Below are 18,728 nucleotides of genomic sequence, written 5' to 3'. Positions count from 1 at the left end.
GCCCCTAGCCCTTCAGCCGCCAGGTCGCCCCGGCGGGGCTGTCCATCACCACCACGTTCAGGGCGTTCAGCCGGTCGCGGATGCGGTCGGCCTCGGCCCAGTCCTTGGCGGCGCGGGCGGTGACCCGCTCGGCCAGCAGGGCCTCGACCTCGACCCGCAGTGCATCGTCCACGCCGCTCTCGAACCACTGGTCCGGCGTCGACAGCAGCACGCCCAGAATCGCCCCCGAGGCCATCAACTCGGCCTTGGCGATTCCGACCGCCTGCAGGTCGCCCGCGGTCATGGCGCGCTCGATCTCGCTGGACAGGGCGAACATCGTGGCCATGGCCCCCGGGGTGTTCAGGTCGTCCGAAATGGCCTCGATGAACTCGGGCGACGGCATGTCGCCCAGCGGCTCAACGTCGGCGGCCCGGCGCAGCGCGCCATACAGCCGGTCGAGGTTCTTCCTGGACTGGTCCAGCAGGTCCTGGTTCCAGTCCAGCGGCTGGCGGTAATGGGCGCTCAGCAGGGCCCAGCGCACCACCTCGCCCGGCATCGCCTGGACCAGGTCGTGCAGCAGCAGGACATTGCCGACCGACTTGGACATCTTCTCGGCGTCGACGGTCAGGAAGCCGTTGTGCATCCAGTAGCGGGCGTATTCCGCATGGGCCTCGGGATCATGGGCATGGCCGTGGGCGCAGACGCCCTGGGCTATCTCGTTCTCATGGTGCGGAAACACCAGGTCGATGCCGCCGCCGTGGATGTCGATCGGCAGGCCCAGGGTCTCCTCGATCATGGCCGAGCATTCGATATGCCAGCCGGGCCGACCCGCGCCCCACGGCGACGGCCAGCTGGGCTCACCCTCTTTCGACGGCTTCCACAGCACGAAGTCGTGAGGGTTCTTCTTGTAGGGGGCGACCTCGACCCGGGCCCCGGCGATCATGTCGTCGAGGTTGCGCCCCGACAGCCGGCCGTAGGTGTCGTAGGACGAGACGTCGAACAGCACATGACCTTCGGCCACATAGGCGCAGTTCTGTTCGAGGATCGCGCCGATCTGGGCGACGATGGCGTCCATATGGTCGGTGACGTGTGGGGCGATGTCGGGCGGCGACACATTCAGGCAGGCCATGTCGGCCAGATAGGCCGCCTCATAGCGGGCCGTGACCTCGCCGATCGGCGTGCCCTCCTTCGTCGCCTTCGCATTGATCTTGTCGTCCACGTCGGTGACGTTGCGGGCATAGATGACGCTGTCGGCCCCGTATTCCCGGCGCAGCAGCCGCACCAGCACGTCGAACACCACCGGCGGCCGCGCATTGCCGATATGGGCAAAATCATAGACGGTGGGCCCGCAGACATAGAGGGTCACCCGGTCCGGATCCCGCGGGGTGAACACGCGCTTTTCGCGGTGCAGGGTATCGTGGAGCGTCAGCGTCATAATGCCGGGGGGGCCTTCAGTTTTCTTGCAGGACGGAGGGTGTCTCCCATATAGCCGGTCTACCGCATCCGCGAACAGCGGGCCGGTGTATTTAAGGGAGAGCGGCGCGCGTCCATCCGGGACCATCGTCCCGGCGCTACTTCGTCGCTTCGAGAAAGACCATGAGCCTTACCCCCGTCAAACCCGTCCTGGTCAGTGACGAGACCCCGGCCCGCCCGTCGCGCGAGACGGCGCTGGAGGCCGTGCGCACCCTGATCGCCTGGGCCGGCGACAATCCGGATCGCGAGGGTCTGATCGACACGCCGCGCCGCGTGGTCGACGCCTATGGCGACTGGTTCCAGGGCTATGACGCCGATGTGGCCAGGGAGCTGTCGCGCACCTTCGAGGACGTGCAGGGCTATGACGACATGGTGCTGCTGCGCGACATCGAGGTCGAGAGCCACTGCGAGCACCATATGGCCCCGTTCCTGGGCAAGGCCTATGTCGCCTATATCCCGACCGAAAAGGTCGTCGGCATCTCCAAGATCGCCCGGGTCGTCGAAATTTTCTCCAAACGGCTCCAGACCCAGGAGACCCTGACCCAGGAGATCGCCGCAGCCCTTGATTCGCACCTGGCCCCGGCCGGTGTGGCCGTGCTGATCGACGCCGAACACCAGTGCATGACGACCCGTGGGGTCCACCATCGCCATGTTTCGACCCTGACCACCCGGTTCACCGGCGTGTTCAAAACCGACCCGGCACTGATGGATCGCTTCCTTAAACTGGCCAAGGGCTGATTTCTCGCCTCCCGGGCGTATTCTGCCTCTCGGGAACCGACTGAGGCCCGAGACCGCTTTACAAGCGCGTCGCATGACGCCAAGACACCACGAACACTAGGCGCAACTGGTCGCTATCGCGGTCAGCCTGAGGGAGATTTTCAGCGCATGGGCTCCAAACTTTCCGGTCCCGCCGGACAAGGCGGCAAAACCATTGCCCAGAACGCGGACATCAACGTCACGCCGTTCGTGGACATTATGCTGGTGCTGCTGATCATCTTCATGGTCGCCGCGCCGATGGCCACCGTGTCGATCAAGCTCGACCTGCCGCCGGCGACTCCGCCGGACCCGAACGTGCCGCAGAAAGACCCGGTCTACATCACCATCCAGGAATCCGGCTCGATCTTCATCGCCGAGCAGCAGACCACGATCGAAACCCTTGAAGTCGACGTCTGCGCCGCCCTCGGCGGCGGCGAGACCGGTGACTGCCGTCAGGAGCGCGTCTTCGTCCGCGCCCAGCCGGAAGTGAAATACAATGCCTTCATGGAAGTCATGAACAAGCTTCAGGAAAAGGGCTTCCTCAAGGTTGGCCTGCTGAACGAAGACATCACCTGAGGCCATCCCGCCCGGGCGAATGAATCAGGGCCGTCTCCTCCGGGAGGCGGCCTTTTTCATGCGCCATGCCAAGCGGACGGTTGATCGCGCCCGCCGCGCCCCCAGATGAAGGCTCCCCGCCGTCCGGAGTTTTCCATGTCGCAGACCCAGCCCGCCGTCGCCGTCGATGACGTCTCCATCCCGCTTCTGGGCTTCGGCACCTGGCAGCTGGAACCGGTCGACGCCCGGCGCATGGTCGCCGAGGCCCTGCGCATCGGCTACCGTCACATCGACACGGCCCGTATCTACAACAATGAGGAAGGCGTCGGTCAGGGCATCCGCGATTCGGGCATCGACCGTGACGCCATCTTCGTCACCACCAAGATCTGGGTCGAGGATTTCGCCGCCGGTGACCTGCAGCGCGCCGCCGCCGCCTCGGTCGAGCGGCTGGGCCTGACCCCGGACCTGTTGCTGCTGCACTGGCCCAGGGCCACGCCGGACTTCGTCGAGACCCTGGGCGCGCTGAATGACGCCAAGGCGCGCGGCCTGACCCGGTCGATCGGCCTGTCCAACTTCCCCTCGGCCCAGTTCCGCGAGGCCCAGTCGGTGTCGGACGCCTGGCTGGTGACCAACCAGGTCGAATACCACCCCTATCTGTCCCAGAAGACACTGCAGGCCACGGCCGCCGATCTCGGCTCGTCCCTGACCGCCTGGTCGCCCCTGGCCCAGGGCAGGATCGCCGAGGACCCCGTCATCGCCGACATCGGCCGGGCCCACGGCAAGACGCCGGGCCAGGTCACCCTGCGCTGGCTGATCCAGCAGGACGTCATCGCCATCCCCCGCACCTCGAAGGAAAGCCGGGCGGCCGAGAATTTCGACATCTTCGACTTCGCCCTGACCAACGAGGAGATGCTGCGAATCAATGCCCTGGCCCGCCCCGACGGCCGGATCGGCGACTGGCTCGACAAGGCCTTCGTCTGGGATCAGGATTGACCGCAAGGCGGCACCAGACCCGCCGGAGGAACGCGAAGGAGGCCAGCCGATGGGCTCGATCCACCGGTTTCCCGGACTCGATCCGAACGACGTCGCCGTCGGCGCGCGACTGAAACAGTGGCGTCAGGCCCGCGGGGTCGACAGGGAGCGGCTGGCCCGGGCCCTGCGACTGACGCCCGAACAGCTGCGACTGGCCGAGGCCGGGCGGGCGCATCTGGACAGCGTCCAGATCGGCGCGGCCACCGCCTGTCTCAGCCTGCCGGTCTGGGCCCTGATGTCGGACACGCCGGCCTATTAGTCGGCCGTTAGTTCGACCCCGCCGGAAGGGCCGTCGTAGGTCAGGCGATACTGCCGCAGGAAGGTTCGTCCCAGGATCACCCGGTGCCACTGGCCGCCGCCCTCAAGCCTGACGCCGGTGAACCTCTGAAACAACAGCCTGTTCAGTCCGGGCACATAGACCCTGGCTGTATAGATGAAGGCGCGGTGACGGCCGCCGACCCCGCTGATCTCGCCTTCGTCGGTAATCGGCAGACCCAGACGCACGGCCAGGTCGTCGTCGATACAATCGGCACCCGCGCCGGTGTCGATCAGGGCCTTGATCCCCTTTTCGGCAAGATCAGGCCTCTGTCCCGAAGCGGACCGCGATTTCAGCCCGATATCCACGAGCACGGTCGGTCCGAGATCGACCAGCAGATCCGTGGTCGACAATCCGTTCTTTCCAACCTTAAAGCCGGCTTGAAGTGACGGCATGGGAGGGTGTGAATGTCATGCCGCCCGGCAACTGAACCGCGCGCGCCGCCCCGAGCTGGCGAATGAGATAAGGTCCGGCGTCAAACCGTTCCACGGCGGTCGACGCGGCGGTTTCGAAGTCGGCGAATGCCTCCACAAACGCGCCGCGATAGAACAGCACCCAGCCGCCTGGATGTCGGGCTTCCAGTTGCGGCCGCATATGTTCGAAGGCCGAGATATCCCGGCTCAAGACACTCATGGCCGTGATCGCGTGGGCATGGTCGGAAACTCCGTGTGCTGGACCCGGTCCCGATAACAGACATGACGATGATGCCTGAGTCTCCGCAAATTGGGTAAACCGCGTTTAACCGCTGCGGCAGGGTGGACTAGTGACACGGGGCGGTTCGCCACCTAATCCACCTGCATGGCCTACAAATCCCTGCGCGACTTCATCGCCATCCTCGAGGCCGAGGGCGAGCTGATCCGCGTCACCGAACCGGTCTCGACCGTGCTCGAGATGACCGAAATCCAGACCCGGCTGCTGCGCAACGGCGGCCCGGCGGTGCTATTCGAAAAACCGGTCATGGCCGACGGCTCGATCAGCCCGATCCCGGCCCTGGCCAATCTGTTCGGCACGGTCAAGCGCGTGGCCATGGGCGTGACCCTGGACAACAGGGAACGCACCACCGCCGCCGAACTTCGCGAGGTCGGCGAACTGCTGGCCTTCCTGAAGAACCCGACCCCGCCGCGCGGCCTGGCCGACGCGGTCGAGATGCTGCCCCTGGCGCAAAAGGTCATGGCCATGCGGCCGAAGGTGGTGAAGTCCGCCCCGGTGCAGCAGGTGGTGCTGAAGGGCGACCAGATCGACCTCGGGGCCCTGCCGGTCCAGACCTGCTGGCCCGGCGAGCCCGCCCCCCTGATCACCTGGGGCCTGGTCGTCACCAAGGGCCCGTCCGACGCCCGCGAGGACGATTTCAACCTCGGCATCTACCGCATGCAGGTGCTGGGGAAAGACCGCTGCATCATGCGTTGGCTGGCCCACCGTGGCGGGGCCCAGCACTATGGCCGTCACAAGAAGGCCGGGCGACGCGATCCCCTGCCCTGCGCCGTGGTGCTGGGGGCCGATCCCGGCACCATCCTGGCCGCCGTGACCCCGGTGCCGGACACCCTCAGCGAATACCAGTTCGCCGGCCTGCTGCGCGGGGCCAAGGCCGAGCTGGTCGCCTGCAAGACCGTGCCCCTGATGGTGCCGGCCCAGGCCGAGATCGTGCTGGAAGGCCATGTCCTGCTGGACGAGCATGAGGACGAGGGCCCCTACGGCGACCACACCGGCTATTACAACTCGGTCGAGAAATTCCCGGTCTTCCAGATCAGCGCCATCACCATGCGCCGGGACCCGATCTATCTGACCACCTTCACCGGCCGCCCGCCGGACGAGCCCAGCGTGCTGGGCGAGGCGCTGAACGAGGTCTTCATCCCCCTGCTGCGGGCCCAGTTCCCCGAGATCACCGACTTCTGGCTGCCGCCCGAGGGCTGTTCCTACCGCATCGCCGTCGTGTCGATGAAGAAGGCCTACCCCGGCCACGCCAAGCGGGTGATGCTGGGCGTGTGGAGCTATCTGCGCCAGTTCATGTACACGAAATGGGTCATCGTCGTGGACGACGACATCGACGCCCGCGACTGGAAACAGGTCATGTGGGCCATGGCCACCAAGATGGACCCGGCCCGCGACATCACCCTGATCGAGAACACCCCGATCGACTATCTGGACTTCGCCAGCCCCGAAAGCGGCCTCGGCTCCAAGATCGGCCTCGACGCCACCGACAAATGGCCGCCCGAGACCAAACGCGAATGGGGCGAGGAGATCCGCATGGACGAGGGGGTGATCGGCAAGGTCTCCGACATGTGGGACCGGCTCGGATTGCCGGGCGACAAGACACCCATCTGGAAATAGTCTGGCCACCATCACCGGTGCCGGGGGGCCAATGAGCGCGTTCGAATTCTTCTTCAGCTTCTATGGCCTGCTGCTGGGCCTTTCGGTTGCCGAACTGGTCGCCGGCTTCGCGCGGGTGCTGCACCGGCGCAAGGCGGTCCGGTTCGGGTGGTTGACCCCGCTTCTGGCCGTCTTTGTCGCCGTCGACATCGTGACCTTCTGGAACCAGACCTGGGTCATCTTCCGTTTCGCGCCGTTCAACATGGCGCTGCTGGTCGTGGGCCTGGCCGTTGCGGCCGTCTTCTATGTCGCCGCCAGCGTGACCTTTCCCGGCCACGACACCCGCGACGCATCGACCGATCTGGACGACCATTTCTGGGCCCACCGCCGCACCGTCTTCATCTGTGTGCTGATCGCCAACCTGATCATTGTGGCGGTCTTCTTTGCCAATGCCGCCCTCAGCGGACAGATGACGAAATCCATGCTGTCCCCCGTCTTCTGGGGCGGACTGGTGCTGTTTATCGGGGGCACCTCGATCGGGGCCTTCGCCCGGTCGCGCAAGATCGTGATCGCGGCGCTGATCGTGCTGGTCGCCTATCACGGCTTCAACGTCGCCCGCTCGGCCGTCAGCCTGATCGAGTCCGGGGGCTGGTCGTTCAGGGCACCGGACGCGACCCCGGAGGCGCAGGGATGAGCGCGTTCGAATTCTTCTTCAGCTTCTATGGCCTGGTTCTGGGCCTGTCCGTCGCCGTCATCGCCACGGGGCTGGCGACGTCGATCCAGCACCGGAAAACGATCCGGATCGGCTGGCTGACCCTGCTTCTGGCCCTGTTCGTCGGGCTGGATATCGCCACCTTCTGGGACGCGGCCTGGCACACCTTCCGGGATGCGCCCTTCAGCTACGGCATGCTGGTGATCGGTCTGGTGATCGCCCTGGTCTATTTCATCGCGGCCTCGCTGGTCTTCCCGCACGCGATCACCGACGGCCAGGATCTGGACGACCATTTCTGGGCCAACAAGAAGATCGTGCTGCTGCTCACGACCGCCGCGAACATCATGGTCGTCGCAGCGTCCCTCTCTCAGGTGACGGGCCGGCCGGACAGCATGGCCATTGTGCTGACCTACGCCGCCTCCCTGACGCTCTACGTCGCCCTGATCGTCCCGGCCGCCCTGACCCGGCGCAGGCGTCTGTTTGCCGCCCTGATCGGGATTCACGTCCTGATCTATCTCGTGATCGCCTGTCTGCCGGCCCCGCCGTCGCCCCCGCCGTCCGCCCCGGAAGCCGCCGCCTCGTCCTGAGCCGCCCACCCTTGCCTTCGTCGCCCGAACGGTCGAGGACTCACACCATGCGTTCCATCCTGATGTTCGCCGCTGTTGCGGCCCTGTATTCGAGTCCATCCATGTCCCAGAGTCCCGCCGCGCCGTCCGTGTCCAACACCGCGCCGTGGGATCAGGCCTTCCTGCCCCCGGCCCCGGCGTGGGACGGGGCCAGCCGGGCCCTTCTGCGTGACGCCTCGGACCCCTGGGTCACCGATTTCGAGCGGGACCCCGAACACGACTTCAGCCCCGACTATGCCGACACCCGCGCCTGGTTCGACCGGCTGGACGCCGCCTCGGACCTGATCCGCATCGAACAGTTCGGCGTCTCGCCCGAGGGGCGGCCCATCTATGCGGTGATCGCCTCGAAGGACGGGGCGACCTTCGATCCGTCCAAGCCGGTGCTGCTGGCCCAGGCCGGCATCCATCCGGGCGAGATCGACGGCAAGGACGCGGGCATGATGCTGCTGCGCGACATGGCCTTTGGCGACAAGGGCGGCCTGCTGGACCGGGTCAATCTGATCCTGATCCCGATCCTGTCGGTCGATGGCCATGAACGGGCCGGGGCCTACAGCCGGCCCAACCAGCGCGGCCCCCGTATCCAGGGCTGGCGCAACACGGCCACCAACCAGAACCTGAACCGCGACTACGTCAAGCTGGACCAGGTCGAGATGCAGGCCGTGCGCGGCCTGGTGCTGAAATACCGGCCCGACCTCTATGTCGACATCCACGTCACCGACGGCATGGATTACCAGTACGACATTACCTACGGCTACAACGGCGAGGACGGGGTCTGGTCGCGCAGCCCGGCCATCGCCGGCTGGCTGGACGCCCGCTTCAAGCCCGGCATCAATGCCGCGCTGGAGGCCCAGGGTCATATCCCCGGCGAGCTGGTGTTCGGCCTCGACGAATCCAATCCCCGCGCCGGCCTGTCCGACGGTGGTCTGGGCGAGCGGTTCTCCAACGGCTGGGGCTCGGCCGCCCACGTCCCGGCCATCCTGATCGAGAACCACAGCCTCAAACCCTATGAGCAGCGGGTGCTGGGCACCTATGTCTTCCTTGAGGAGGCGATGACGCTGCTGGCCGCCCACGGAGCCGACCTGCGCGCGGCCATCACCGCCGACCGGGCCCTGCGCCCGGCCGAAATCCCGGCCAATTTCGTGCCCGAGGACCAGCCGTCGACGACCCGCGCCTTCAAGGGCATCACCTATGAGATGTACGACAGCCCGGCCTCCGGCCAGCCGGTCGTGCGCTGGCTGGGCCAGCCGGACCCCGAGCTGTGGTCCCTGCCCTTCTTCGGCTCGAAGCCGTCGCTGATTCTGCAGCGGCCGGTCGCCTACTGGATCCCGGCCTACCGGTCCGACCTGATCGAGCGCCTGAAGATGCAGGGCATCGAGATGGAGACCCTGACCGCCCCGCGCACCGTCGCGCTGGACATGCTGCGCCTCGAGGACCCGAAACTGGCGACCCGGGCCAATGAGGGCCACGTCCAGGCCAGCGTCACCACCGTCAGCGTCGAACGCCGCGAGCGCACCTGGCCGGTCGGTTCGGTGCAGGTGCCGACCGACCAGCCGCTGGGCGACATCGTCGTCCTGCTGCTGGAGCCCCAGTCCAGCGAGAGCTTCTTTGCCTGGGGCATGGTCACCGAGGTGCTGAGCCGGGTCGAATATATCGAACCCTATGCCATCGCCCCCCTGGCCGAGGCCATGCTGGCGGCCGACCCGGCCCTGAAGGCGGAATTCGAGGCGAAACTGGCCGCCGATCCGGTCTTCGCGGCGGACGGCAACGCCCGTCTGGAATGGTTCTACGAACGCACCCCCTTCCTTGATGATCACTACCGGCTCTATCCGGTCGCTCGGGAAAACTGATCATGTCCGCTGCCCATCCCGTCGAGATGCTGTCCGCCGTCCAGGCCGCCGCCCTGTGGGCCGGGGTGCTGATCCTGATCCTGCTGGGCCTGTCCGGCCTGGTGGTGCGGCGGCGGCGGCGGCACCAGATCGCCTTCGGGGATGCCGGCAATGTCGAGATGACCACGGCGGCCCGGGCCTTCGGCAACGCCAGCGAATATATCCCGGCCGGTCTGGTCGCCCTGGTCCTGCTGGCCCTGGTCGGGGCCCCGCCCCTGCTGGTCCATGCCGTCGGGGCGACCCTGGTGGTCGGCCGGGTCATCCATGCCCTGGGTCTGGTGTTCCAGAAGGGGCCGTCGCTGGGCCGGGTTCTGGGCATGCTGCTGACCTGGATCGCCCTGCTGGTCGGGGCCGTGGCCCTGATCGCCTTCGCGGTGATCTGAGGCCGTCCCTGCCCCCATGGTTGCGGTGCAGCAGGGGGTCGGCCATATCGGGGTATGTCCAATGCCTCCCCGTCGACCGCCACCATCCCCGCTGACCTGCTGCCCGATCTGGTCGCCGCCGCCCTGAGGGCCGGGGCCGACGCCGCCGAGGCCGTCTCGGCCGAGAGCGCGGCCCTGTCGGTCGGGGTCCGCAACGGCACGCTGGAAGAGGTGGAACGCGAGGAATCGCGCGACCTGGGCCTACGGGTCTTCATCGGCAAACGCCAGGCCACCGTCTCGGCCTCGGATTTGTCGGACGCCACCCGCAGCCGCCTGGTCGAACGCGCCGTGGCCATGGCCCGGCTGGCTCCCGAGGATCCGTATTGCGGCCTCGCCCCGCAGGACCGGCTGGCGCGCGGCCCCTTCCCCGATCTGGACCTGTTCGACGGCACCCACCTTACGGCCGAAGCGCTTGAGGCCGCCGCCGTCGCCACCGAGGTCGCGGCCATGGCCGTCGCGGGTGTCGCCCGCTCCGAGGGCGGCCACGCCTCCAGTTCCACCAGCCGCTGGCGGCTGGTCACCTCCGACGGCTTCGACGGGGCCTATCACGGCTCGGGCTTCGGCCTCGGGGTCGGGGTCATCGCCGAAAAGGACGGCGCGATGGAGCGCGGCGGCGAGCATCGCCACACCCGCCACCTGTCCGACCTGCCCGGAGCCGACACCATCGGGGCCGAGGCCGGTCGCCGCGCCGTGGCCCGCACCGGCCCGCGCAAGATCGCCTCGATGACCGCCCCGGTCATCTTCGAGAACCGTGTCGCCGGCCAGGTCATCTCGCCCCTGCTCGGGGCCATTTCCGGCCCGTCGATCGCGCGCGGCTCGTCCTTCCTCAAGGACCGGATGGGCCAGGCCGTGCTGCCGGCCGATGTGAACCTGATCGACGATCCCTTCCGCCCGCGCGGCCTCGGCTCGACCCCGTTCGATGACGAGGGCGTGGCGGTGACACGGCAATCAATCATTGATGCGGGCGTGTTGACCACCTGGCTGATGAACCATGCCGCCGCCACCCAGCTGGGTCTGGCCTCGACCGGACACGCGGCCCGCGGTCTGGCCGGGCCGTCCGGCGTCTCGACCCACAACCTGCATATGGAACCAGGCGAGCGCGACCTGGCCGGGTTGATGGCCGATGCCGGAACCGGCCTGCTGGTCACCTCGATGTTCGGCCCGTCGCTGAACCCCAATACCGGCGACTGGTCGGCCGGGGTCTCGGGCTTCTGGTTCGAGGGCGGCGAACTGGCCTATCCGGTCAGCGAGATCACCGTGGCCGGCAAATTGCCCGACATCTATCCGCGACTGGTCCACGGCTCGGACCTCGAGTTCCGCGGCTCATTCAATGTGCCGTCACTGATGTTCGACGCGCTCGCAATCGCCGGAAAATGACCCCTTACAGCGAAGACTTCATTCAGGACCTTAACCTGATCCGTGACGCCGCCCGCGCCGCCGGCGACCTGGCCCTGGCCGAACGCGCGCGTGGACTGAAGATCTGGTCAAAGACCGGCGGCTCGCCAGTGACCCATGCCGACATGGCGGTCGATGCCCTGCTGAAGGACACCTTGCTGGGGGCGCGGCCCGACTATGGCTGGCTGTCGGAAGAGACCGCCGACGGTCCTGAACGGCTGTCGTGCGAGCGGATCTTCATCGTCGATCCGATCGACGGCACGGTCGCCTATATGAAGAATGCGCCGTGGTGGTGTGTCCCCATCGCCGTGGTCGAGAACGGCGTCCCCGTAGCCGCCGTCATCCATGCCCCGGCCCTGAACGAGACCTTCGTCGCCACCCGCGGCGGCGGAGCCTTCCTCAACGACCGGCCGATTACCGCCTCGGACGTCACCACCCTGGATGACGCCTCGGTACTGGCCGATGCCCGGCTGCTGGAAGGGCCGATCTGGCCCGAGCCCTGGCCGGCGATGCGGTTCGAGAAACGCAATGCCATCGCCTATCGCATGGCCCTGGTCGCCGCCGGGGCCTTCGACGCCGCCATCGCCCTGACGCCGAAATGGGACTGGGACATCGCCGCCGGCGCCCTGATCGCCGAGGAGGCCGGCGGCCGGGTCAGCGACCATCACGGCCGCCCGTGGCAGTTCAACCGCCCCGATCCGCGGCAAAGCAGCCTGATCTGCGCCGCGCCGGCGCTTCACCCGTTGATCGTGCGCCGTTGTGCGCCTATCCCGCTGGCGGAATAATCCTCTTCCCGGACGCCCCGCATGACCGCTCCCGTCGAAACCGAATCCCCGCAGCTGCTGCACCTCGTCATCGGCGGCGAATTGCGCCACCTCGACGCCCCGGTGTTCCGCGACCTGTCCAAGGTCGAATTCGTCGGGGCCTACGGCAGCTATGACGAGGCGAAAAAGGTGTGGAAGGCCCGGGCCCAGGCCACGGTCGACAATGCCCATATGCGCTATTTCATCCTGCATGCGCACCGGATGATCGACCCGCGCGGCGACGCCCACTAGCTCTGACCGACTCCTTCGGGAACGGTCGCGCGCCTGACGCGCTACCGCTGCACGACCGCCCCCTGCCCGGAGTTCCCCAGATGACCGTTTTCGGCCAAACCCTCGACGGGCAGGCGCTGTTCGCCCTCGCCTCGCTGCTGGCCCTGCTGGTGTTCTGGCTGTTCGTCCTGCCGCGCGAACGCAACTACGCCCGCTGGTTCAAGGCGTGGGAGGCGGGCCGCCGCGCCCAGCGCCAGGGCCAGGGCGGTGACGCCCCCCGCCCCGGCGGCCGCCCGCGCGGCCCCTGGGGCTGAGCCCTATTCGCGGCGCAGCAGTTTCTCGGTCAGCAATGTGCCCCACCAGCCGGCCTTGAACGCCGCCCGGATCGCCTTCGGATCGTAGGCGTCGCTGTCGACCCAGTCGATGAAACTGACCCCGGTCGGTTCAATGTCGCGCAGATAAAGCTCCAGCGTATAGTCCAGCACCCCGGTCAGTCCCTCGCGGTGGTGCAGATAGGTCTTGGACAGTTGGCCGATCGCCTCGGACATCGGTTCGCCCAGATGGAAATGGCGATAGAAGACCGCCATCATCCCGGCCCGGTCCGCCCCCGACTTGCAGTGGATCAGGGCCGGATATTCGATCGTGCGGAACAGCTCGCGCGCCCGGTGGATGCGGTCGCGCTGCGGCGGATCGCGTGAATCCAGCGGCGCGCTGATCAGGGTCAGGCCCAGCCGTTCGCAGGCGTCCTTCTCCAGCGCGAACCAGGCCTCGTCCCGCTCGCTGCCCCGCAGGTTGATGACCGTCCGGATTCCCTGGCGTTTCCAGTGGGCCAGCTGTCGTGGCGACGGCTGGTTGGTGCGCACCAGATCGGGGCCCAGCCAGTGGGCGTTCATGAACCAGACCCGCAGAAACGCATGGTCCTGCCAGATATAGTCCCAGCCCGCCTTGAATCGGCCTATCCGGGTGCTCAGGTCGTATCGCGCCATGTCACGGCCATAGCGGCTCCGGCCGCGCGCGTCATCCACCCGGCTTGACTTGCCGCCCGTCCCGTCCGACCGAGAACCATGACCACGCCCGCGCCCGCCGCCGACGAGAAAGAGCCGCTCCGCCCGCTGCTGGCGCGGATCTGGCGTGACTACCTGGCGCATCACAAGGCCGCCCTGTTCACCTCGATGCTGTGCGCCGCCATCGCCGGCGGGATGTCGGCCCTGACGCTGAAACTGCTGGAGCCGGCCATCAACGGCCTGTTCGCGCAACAGGACACGCCGATCCTGCTTTGGGGGTTCATCACCATCGCCCCCGGCCATGCCGTGGTGGCCATCCCGCTGACCATCGTCGCCGTGGCCCTGGTCTGGACCGTCGCCGCCCTGTGCCAGGCCGCCCTCGTCAACCGCCTCGGCCACGGCATCGTCGGTGACATCCAGGTCCGGCTGTTCGCGGCCATGATCCGCGCCGACCTGGCCCGACTGCGCAGCCAGCATTCCGGCAGCTTCGTCTCCTCGGTCCTGTTCGACGCCAATCTGGTGCGCGAGGCCTTCACCAACGGCGTCGTCGCCTACACCCAGAACGCCCTGACCCTGCTGGCCGTGATCGCCGCCATGGCCTTCATCGACCGGAACCTGACCCTGATCGTCCTGCTGGGCGTGCCCGCGGTCAGCCTGGTGATGCGCCGCTTCTCGAAACGGACGCGCAAGGCGACGCGTGGGGCCATGACCGAGACCGAAAACCTGTCGACGGCCCTGATGGAGAACCTCGACGGGGTCCGGCTGATCAAGATCGAGAATCGCGAGGCCGCCGAGGAGGCCCGGGTGGCCGAGGTCGTCGACCGCCGCCAGCGCCATGTGATCAAGAGCGCCGACGCCCGCGCCTTCGCCGGACCGGCCAGCAATCTGGTGGCCATGATCGTGGTCGCCGCCGTGATGGCCTATGCCGGCTGGCGCGCCAAGGACGGCTCCATCACCGTCGGGGCCTTCGCGGCCTTCATCGCCCTGCTGATGGCCGCCGGCCAGTCGCTGCGCCAGGTGACCAATCTGCAGACGGTGATGGCCGAGGGCCTGACCGCCGCGCGTCGGCTGTTCGCGGCCCTCGACATCCAGCCCGAGATCCGCGAGGCCGCCGATGCCCACGCCCTGGCCGAGGGTCCGACCACCATCGCCTTCGATCGCGTCGCCTTCGCCTATGCCCCGGCGACCGGTGGCGGGGCCCCGACCCTGGCGGATGTGTCGCTGAGCGTCGCCCCCGGCGAGACCGTGGCCCTGGTCGGCCCGTCCGGCGGCGGCAAGAGCACCCTGCTGTCCCTGCTGCCGCGCTTCTATGACGTGACCTCGGGGGCGGTGACCATCAATGGCGAGGACATCCGCAACCTCCGGATCCATGACCTGCGCGCCCGCATCGCCCTGGTGACCCAGGAGCCCTTCCTGTTCGACGACACCATCGCCGCCAACATCGCCTATGGCCGCCCGGGCGCGGCCGCCGAGGCCATCGTCGAGGCGGCCCAGGCCGCCGCCGCCCATGAGTTCATCACCGCCCTGCCCCAGGGCTATGGCACCCGGGCCGGCGAGGCCGGGCTGCGTCTCTCCGGCGGCCAGCGTCAGCGCATCGCCATCGCCCGTGCCTTCCTCAAGGACGCCCCGATCCTGCTGCTGGACGAGGCCACCTCGGCGCTGGACACCGAGAGCGAGGCCCTGGTCCAGGCGGCGCTGGAGCGGCTGATGCAGGGCCGCGCCACCCTGATGATCGCCCACCGCCTGTCCACGGTTCGCAACGCCGACCGCATCCACGTCATCGCCGACGGCCGTATCGTCGAGACCGGCAGCCACGACCAGCTGGTCCGTCTCGGCGGCCTGTATTCGCGCCTGGCCAGACAACAGTCCCTGGACGGCGATCCCGTCAGCGTGGCGGCGGTCAGTTGATGGGAGGCCCGAACATCTCCCCTGCCCCTCGAGGGGGTGGAGGAAGGGTCGCCGGAGGCGAGCCGACGAACGGTCGGGGGATGGGGTGGAGGCACGCCGACATCCGTGAGGCTTCAGGACTCCGACTGGGTCTCGTGACCCCATCACGACCATCGTGCGCCCACCCAACCCAACCCTCCCCCTCGAGGGGAGGGCTTTCGGGCGTGGCCCCATGAGGCCGCTGCGCAACCCGGTCATCCAGGCCGTGCTGGCCTGGCTTCTGGCCCGGTGGATGCAGTTCTGCTTCGCCACCATCCGCTGGACCCACGTCAATGCGGCGGCGGCCGAGACCGTCTGGGACAGCGACAGCGGCGTACTGTGCGCCTTCTGGCACTCGCGCATCGGTCTCAGTCCGGCCTGCTGGCCCCTCGACCGGGCCCAGTCTCCCAAGGCCCTGATCTCGCTCAGCCCGGACGGCCAGTTCATCGCCCGGGCCGTGGCCCTGCAGGGCTTCCCCGCCGTGCGCGGCTCCTCGGCCAACAAGGACAAGGCCGATCGCGCCAAGGGCGGCTCCCAGGCCCTGCGCGACGGCCTGCGCCAGCTCAAGGTCGGGGGTCTGGCCATCACCCCGGACGGTCCGCGCGGACCGGCCCGGAAGATGGCCGAGGGCACGCCCCTGCTGGCCCGGCTGTCAAAGGTTCCGGTCCTGCTGGTCGGCCTGTCCTGCAACCCCGCCATCCGGCTGAACAGCTGGGACCGGGCCCTGCTGCCCCTGCCGTTCGGGCGCGGGGCCATCGTCTGGGACCGCACCGACTATCCCGAAGGGGTCGACCCGGCCCAGGTCGCCCGCGACTGGACCGATCGCCTGAATGCCGTCGAGGCCGAGGCGGACGCCCTCGTCGGTCTGGAACGGGTCTGACGTGAGCCCGGCCCTGTTCCTCTATCGCCTGGCCACCCGGCTGCTGGAGCCTCTGGCCCCGCGCCTGCTGGACGCCCGCGTCAAACAGGGCAAGGAGGACGCCGCCCGCGTCGACGAACGCCTGGGCGTCGCCGGCCTGAAACGGCCCGCCGGCGACCTGGTCTGGCTGCACGGGGTCAGCGTCGGCGAGACCCTGTCCCTGCTGCCGTTGGCCGAACGGTTCGTGCGCGAGCGCCCTGACCTGACTGTTCTCGTCACCTCCGGCACATTGACCTCAGCCACCCTGCTGGCCCGGCGCCTGCCACCCGGCGTGATCCACCAGTTCGCCCCGGTCGACACCCCCGGGGCCGTGGCGGCCTTCCTCGACCACTGGCAGCCGACGCTGGGCGTCTTCGTCGAGAGCGAGCTGTGGCCCAATCTGATCCTCGCCGCCCGGGCCCGCGGCGCGAACCTGGCCCTGGTCAGCGCCCGGATCACCGACAGGACCGCCGCCGGCTGGGCCCGGGTGCCGGGGGCCGCCCGGCGCCTGCTCGGGGCCTTCGCCCTCATCCTGCCGCAGGACGATCCGTCCGCGGCCCGGCTGGAAGGCCTCGGGGCCCGCATCGACGGCCAGGTGAACCTGAAACTGTCCGGCGCGCCCCTGCCCCATGACCGCGCCGCCTTCACCGCCCTCAGCGCCGCCATCGGCGAGCGGCCGGTCGTGGTCGCCGCCAGCACCCACGATGGCGAGGAACTGGCCCTGGTGCGGGCCCTGGACGCCCTGGCCGACCGTCTGTGCCTGATCCTGGTGCCGCGCCACCCTGAACGCAGCGCCGCCATCGCCGCCGCCCTGACCCGCGAGGGCTTCAAAATCGCCGGTCGCGCCTCGGGCCAGCCGCTCGATTCCCGCACCGACATCTATCTGGCCGACACCCTCGGCGAGATGGGGCTGTTCCTGCGCCTGGCCGATGTCGTGGTGATGGGCGGTTCCTTCTCCGCCGCGCTGGAGAAGCCGCCGGTCGGCGGCCACAATCCGCTGGAACCGGCCCGGCTGGGCAAGCCGGCCGTCACCGGCCCCGATGTCTCCAACTGGTCCGCCATCACCCGCACCCTGGTCGAGGCCGGAGGTCTGGCCGTGGCCCGCTCGCCCGCCGACCTGCCCGCGATCATCGCCCCGCTGCTGGCTGACCCGGTGGCGGCCAGGGCTATGGGCGACCGCGGCCGCCGCGCCGCCGCCGAGGCCGGGGCCGGTCTCGACCGGCTGTGGGCCGCGCTCCAGTCCCTGCTGCCGCCGGCCCCGCCCCGGAAACGCCGATGAGCCTGTCGACGCCCCGCTGGTGGTATGACCGCGAACGCCGCCACGCGCCGGTGACGCGGATGCTGCTGCGCCCGGCCGGCTGGCTCTGGGCCGCCGTCACCGCCCGCCGCATCGCCCGCACCACGCCCGAGGCCGTGGGCGTCCCGGTGATCTCGATCGGCAATCTGACCGTCGGCGGCTCGGGCAAGACCCCGGTCGCGCGTGAGGTCCTGCGCCTGCTGCGCGCCGCCGGGATCGAGGCCCAGGCCCTGTCGCGCGGCTATGGCGGCCGGCTCGCGGGGCCGGTCCGTGTCGATCCCGCCGTCCACACCGCCGCCGACGTCGGTGACGAACCGCTGATGCTGGCCCTCGACAGTCCCGCCTGGATCGCCCACGACCGCGTCGCCGGGGCCCGCGCCGCCGCTGCTGCCGGAGCCGAAGCCGTGGTGCTGGACGACGGCCATCAGAATCCGGCGCTGGCCAAGACGCTCAGCCTGATCATCGTCGACGGCGAGACCCGCGACCATGAATGGCCGTTCGGCGACGGGGCGGTCTTCCCGTCCGGCCCGATGCGCGAACCGCTGCAGGCCGGCCTGGCCCGCGCCGACGCCGTGGTCATCCTGCTGCCCGCCGACATGGCCGCGGCCGATCCGGAACTGGTCGCCACCTTCGGGGCCCTGCCGGTCTTCATCGCCCGGCTGCAGCCCGCCGCCGCGCCGCCGTCCGGCCCGTTGATGGGCTTCGCCGGCATCGCCAAGCCGTGGAAGGTCGAGCGCGCCCTGAAGGCCGCCGGGGCCGATCTGGTCGAATTCGCCGCCTTCCCCGACCACGCCGCCTTCCGCGAGGCCGACCTGCGCGCCCTGACCGACCGGGCCGCCGTATTCGACGCCCGGCTGATCACCACCGAAAAGGACTGGTCCCGCCTGCCCCCGGAATGGCGCGAGCGCGTGATCTCATGGCCGGTGACGGCGGTCTTTGACGATGAGGCGGGGTTCACAGAGCTGCTGGCCGCCGCAGTCATCCCTTCTCCCCTTGCGGGAGAAGGGATGACTGCGCAGCGGGTCGGATGAGGGGTCTCTCCGACCTTGGCCTCATCCAACGACGGCCCGACGGAACCCGCCGGTGTGACCCCTCATCCGTCAGGCCTTC

21 protein-coding genes are annotated in these 18,728 nt (G+C 68.7%); 17 read left to right on the top strand and 4 right to left on the bottom strand.

The genetic code is table 11. The annotated features are described in order from the left end of the window. Positions 1-4: 4 nt before the first annotated feature. Entirely contained in the window at positions 5-1,414 is a 1,410-nt protein-coding gene (cysS, locus tag PSV00_RS01005; protein WP_300443773.1) for a cysteine--tRNA ligase, read from the bottom strand. 161 nt (positions 1,415-1,575) lie between these two features. Between cysS and folE the strand changes: the two genes are divergently transcribed. The 4 genes from folE (at position 1,576) to PSV00_RS00985 (ending at position 4,054) form a co-directional block, all read left to right on the top strand. Next, the gene (gene folE / locus PSV00_RS01000) at positions 1,576-2,190 is read left to right on the top strand and encodes a GTP cyclohydrolase I FolE (RefSeq protein WP_300443771.1); all 615 of its coding nucleotides are present in this window, start codon (positions 1,576-1,578) and stop codon (positions 2,188-2,190) included. A 147-nt stretch (positions 2,191-2,337) separates the two neighbouring features. Beyond that, on the top strand, positions 2,338-2,784 hold the full coding sequence (locus PSV00_RS00995) for a biopolymer transporter ExbD (protein WP_300443770.1): 447 nt from the start codon (positions 2,338-2,340) through the stop codon (positions 2,782-2,784). 135 nt (positions 2,785-2,919) lie between these two features. After that, a complete protein-coding gene (locus PSV00_RS00990; protein ID WP_300443768.1) occupies positions 2,920-3,756 on the top strand; it encodes an aldo/keto reductase in 837 nt (278 codons plus the stop codon). 49 nt (positions 3,757-3,805) lie between these two features. Then, positions 3,806-4,054 (top strand): helix-turn-helix domain-containing protein, encoded by a 249-nt coding sequence (locus PSV00_RS00985; protein WP_300443766.1) that lies wholly within the window; start codon positions 3,806-3,808, stop codon positions 4,052-4,054. On the opposite strand, the gene PSV00_RS00980 is transcribed toward PSV00_RS00985, so the two are convergent. Beyond that, complete coding sequence (locus PSV00_RS00980; protein ID WP_300443763.1) at positions 4,051-4,464, bottom strand: retropepsin-like aspartic protease; 414 nt, start codon at positions 4,462-4,464, stop codon at positions 4,051-4,053. The two genes, PSV00_RS00985 and PSV00_RS00980, sit on opposite strands and share 4 nt — an antisense overlap. A gap of 16 nt (positions 4,465-4,480) precedes the next feature. After that, positions 4,481-4,744 carry a hypothetical protein gene (locus PSV00_RS00975; RefSeq protein WP_300443760.1) on the bottom strand — a complete coding sequence of 88 codons (264 nt, stop codon included), beginning with the start codon at positions 4,742-4,744 and terminating at the stop codon, positions 4,481-4,483. A gap of 165 nt (positions 4,745-4,909) precedes the next feature. Here PSV00_RS00975 and PSV00_RS00970 point away from each other — a divergent pair, with 165 nt between their 5' ends. The 9 genes from PSV00_RS00970 (at position 4,910) to PSV00_RS00930 (ending at position 12,807) form a co-directional block, all read left to right on the top strand. Next, positions 4,910-6,439, top strand: a complete 1,530-nt coding sequence (locus PSV00_RS00970; protein WP_300443758.1) for a UbiD family decarboxylase — start codon at positions 4,910-4,912, stop codon at positions 6,437-6,439. Between the two features lie 31 nt (positions 6,440-6,470). Continuing rightward, positions 6,471-7,112, top strand: a complete 642-nt coding sequence (locus PSV00_RS00965) for a hypothetical protein (RefSeq protein ID WP_300443756.1) — start codon at positions 6,471-6,473, stop codon at positions 7,110-7,112. After that, positions 7,109-7,717, top strand: coding sequence for a hypothetical protein (locus PSV00_RS00960; protein ID WP_300443753.1), 609 nt, complete (start codon positions 7,109-7,111; stop codon positions 7,715-7,717). The genes PSV00_RS00965 and PSV00_RS00960 overlap by 4 nt, the downstream gene beginning before the upstream one ends. Before the next feature lie 101 nt (positions 7,718-7,818). Continuing rightward, positions 7,819-9,603 carry a M14 family metallopeptidase gene (locus PSV00_RS00955; RefSeq protein ID WP_300444282.1) on the top strand — a complete coding sequence of 595 codons (1,785 nt, stop codon included), beginning with the start codon at positions 7,819-7,821 and terminating at the stop codon, positions 9,601-9,603. 2 nt (positions 9,604-9,605) lie between these two features. Next, positions 9,606-10,025 (top strand): MAPEG family protein, encoded by a 420-nt coding sequence (locus tag PSV00_RS00950; protein WP_300443751.1) that lies wholly within the window; start codon positions 9,606-9,608, stop codon positions 10,023-10,025. A gap of 54 nt (positions 10,026-10,079) precedes the next feature. Beyond that, positions 10,080-11,441, top strand: a complete 1,362-nt coding sequence (locus tag PSV00_RS00945) for a metallopeptidase TldD-related protein (protein WP_300443749.1) — start codon at positions 10,080-10,082, stop codon at positions 11,439-11,441. Further along, entirely contained in the window at positions 11,438-12,244 is an 807-nt protein-coding gene (locus tag PSV00_RS00940) for a 3'(2'),5'-bisphosphate nucleotidase CysQ (protein WP_300443748.1), read from the top strand. Before PSV00_RS00945 ends, PSV00_RS00940 begins: the two co-directional genes overlap by 4 nt. A 21-nt stretch (positions 12,245-12,265) precedes the next feature. Next, entirely contained in the window at positions 12,266-12,514 is a 249-nt protein-coding gene (locus PSV00_RS00935) for a DUF4170 domain-containing protein (RefSeq protein ID WP_300443746.1), read from the top strand. Positions 12,515-12,594: 80 nt separating this feature from the next. Further along, a complete protein-coding gene (locus tag PSV00_RS00930; protein ID WP_300443744.1) occupies positions 12,595-12,807 on the top strand; it encodes a hypothetical protein in 213 nt (70 codons plus the stop codon). A 3-nt stretch (positions 12,808-12,810) separates the two neighbouring features. On the opposite strand, the gene PSV00_RS00925 is transcribed toward PSV00_RS00930, so the two are convergent. Further along, complete coding sequence (locus tag PSV00_RS00925) at positions 12,811-13,479, bottom strand: sulfur transferase domain-containing protein (RefSeq protein ID WP_300444279.1); 669 nt, start codon at positions 13,477-13,479, stop codon at positions 12,811-12,813. Positions 13,480-13,557: 78 nt separating this feature from the next. Between PSV00_RS00925 and PSV00_RS00920 the strand changes: the two genes are divergently transcribed. From PSV00_RS00920 to lpxK, 4 genes are all read left to right on the top strand, one after another. Beyond that, positions 13,558-15,405, top strand: coding sequence for an ABC transporter ATP-binding protein (locus PSV00_RS00920; RefSeq protein WP_300443742.1), 1,848 nt, complete (start codon positions 13,558-13,560; stop codon positions 15,403-15,405). Positions 15,406-15,616: 211 nt separating this feature from the next. After that, entirely contained in the window at positions 15,617-16,303 is a 687-nt protein-coding gene (locus tag PSV00_RS00915) for a lysophospholipid acyltransferase family protein (protein ID WP_300443740.1), read from the top strand. Between the two features lies 1 nt (position 16,304). Continuing rightward, positions 16,305-17,600 (top strand): 3-deoxy-D-manno-octulosonic acid transferase, encoded by a 1,296-nt coding sequence (locus tag PSV00_RS00910; RefSeq protein WP_300443738.1) that lies wholly within the window; start codon positions 16,305-16,307, stop codon positions 17,598-17,600. Then, a complete protein-coding gene (gene lpxK, locus PSV00_RS00905; RefSeq protein ID WP_300443736.1) occupies positions 17,597-18,649 on the top strand; it encodes a tetraacyldisaccharide 4'-kinase in 1,053 nt (350 codons plus the stop codon). The genes PSV00_RS00910 and lpxK overlap by 4 nt, the downstream gene beginning before the upstream one ends. Positions 18,650-18,728: the final 79 nt, after the last annotated feature.

The organism is Brevundimonas sp., assembly GCF_029945885.1.
GTDB lineage: Bacteria > Pseudomonadota > Alphaproteobacteria > Caulobacterales > Caulobacteraceae > Brevundimonas.
The sequence above is the reverse complement of the archived record's forward strand: the minus strand, read 5'-3'. Positions and strand labels throughout refer to the sequence as shown.

Excerpts from the sequence above, each read along its gene's own strand:
- folE (WP_300443771.1), top strand. The coding sequence starts at position 1,576 with ATGAGCCTTACCCCCGTCAAACCCGTCCTGGTCAGTGACGAGACCCCG.
- PSV00_RS00915 (WP_300443740.1), top strand. The coding sequence starts at position 15,617 with ATGAGGCCGCTGCGCAACCCGGTCATCCAGGCCGTGCTGGCCTGGCTT.
- PSV00_RS00960 (WP_300443753.1), top strand. The coding sequence starts at position 7,109 with ATGAGCGCGTTCGAATTCTTCTTCAGCTTCTATGGCCTGGTTCTGGGC.
- lpxK (WP_300443736.1), top strand. The coding sequence starts at position 17,597 with ATGAGCCTGTCGACGCCCCGCTGGTGGTATGACCGCGAACGCCGCCAC.
- PSV00_RS00975 (WP_300443760.1), bottom strand. The coding sequence starts at position 4,744 with ATGAGTGTCTTGAGCCGGGATATCTCGGCCTTCGAACATATGCGGCCG.
- PSV00_RS00995 (WP_300443770.1), top strand. The coding sequence starts at position 2,338 with ATGGGCTCCAAACTTTCCGGTCCCGCCGGACAAGGCGGCAAAACCATT.
- PSV00_RS00965 (WP_300443756.1), top strand. The coding sequence starts at position 6,471 with ATGAGCGCGTTCGAATTCTTCTTCAGCTTCTATGGCCTGCTGCTGGGC.
- PSV00_RS00935 (WP_300443746.1), top strand. The coding sequence starts at position 12,266 with ATGACCGCTCCCGTCGAAACCGAATCCCCGCAGCTGCTGCACCTCGTC.
- PSV00_RS00990 (WP_300443768.1), top strand. The coding sequence starts at position 2,920 with ATGTCGCAGACCCAGCCCGCCGTCGCCGTCGATGACGTCTCCATCCCG.
- PSV00_RS00930 (WP_300443744.1), top strand. The coding sequence starts at position 12,595 with ATGACCGTTTTCGGCCAAACCCTCGACGGGCAGGCGCTGTTCGCCCTC.
- PSV00_RS00970 (WP_300443758.1), top strand. The coding sequence starts at position 4,910 with ATGGCCTACAAATCCCTGCGCGACTTCATCGCCATCCTCGAGGCCGAG.
- PSV00_RS00940 (WP_300443748.1), top strand. The coding sequence starts at position 11,438 with ATGACCCCTTACAGCGAAGACTTCATTCAGGACCTTAACCTGATCCGT.
- PSV00_RS00950 (WP_300443751.1), top strand. The coding sequence starts at position 9,606 with ATGTCCGCTGCCCATCCCGTCGAGATGCTGTCCGCCGTCCAGGCCGCC.
- PSV00_RS00985 (WP_300443766.1), top strand. The coding sequence starts at position 3,806 with ATGGGCTCGATCCACCGGTTTCCCGGACTCGATCCGAACGACGTCGCC.
- PSV00_RS00945 (WP_300443749.1), top strand. The coding sequence starts at position 10,080 with ATGTCCAATGCCTCCCCGTCGACCGCCACCATCCCCGCTGACCTGCTG.
- cysS (WP_300443773.1), bottom strand. The coding sequence starts at position 1,414 with ATGACGCTGACGCTCCACGATACCCTGCACCGCGAAAAGCGCGTGTTC.
- PSV00_RS00955 (WP_300444282.1), top strand. The coding sequence starts at position 7,819 with ATGTCCCAGAGTCCCGCCGCGCCGTCCGTGTCCAACACCGCGCCGTGG.
- PSV00_RS00925 (WP_300444279.1), bottom strand. The coding sequence starts at position 13,479 with ATGGCGCGATACGACCTGAGCACCCGGATAGGCCGATTCAAGGCGGGC.
- PSV00_RS00920 (WP_300443742.1), top strand. The coding sequence starts at position 13,558 with ATGACCACGCCCGCGCCCGCCGCCGACGAGAAAGAGCCGCTCCGCCCG.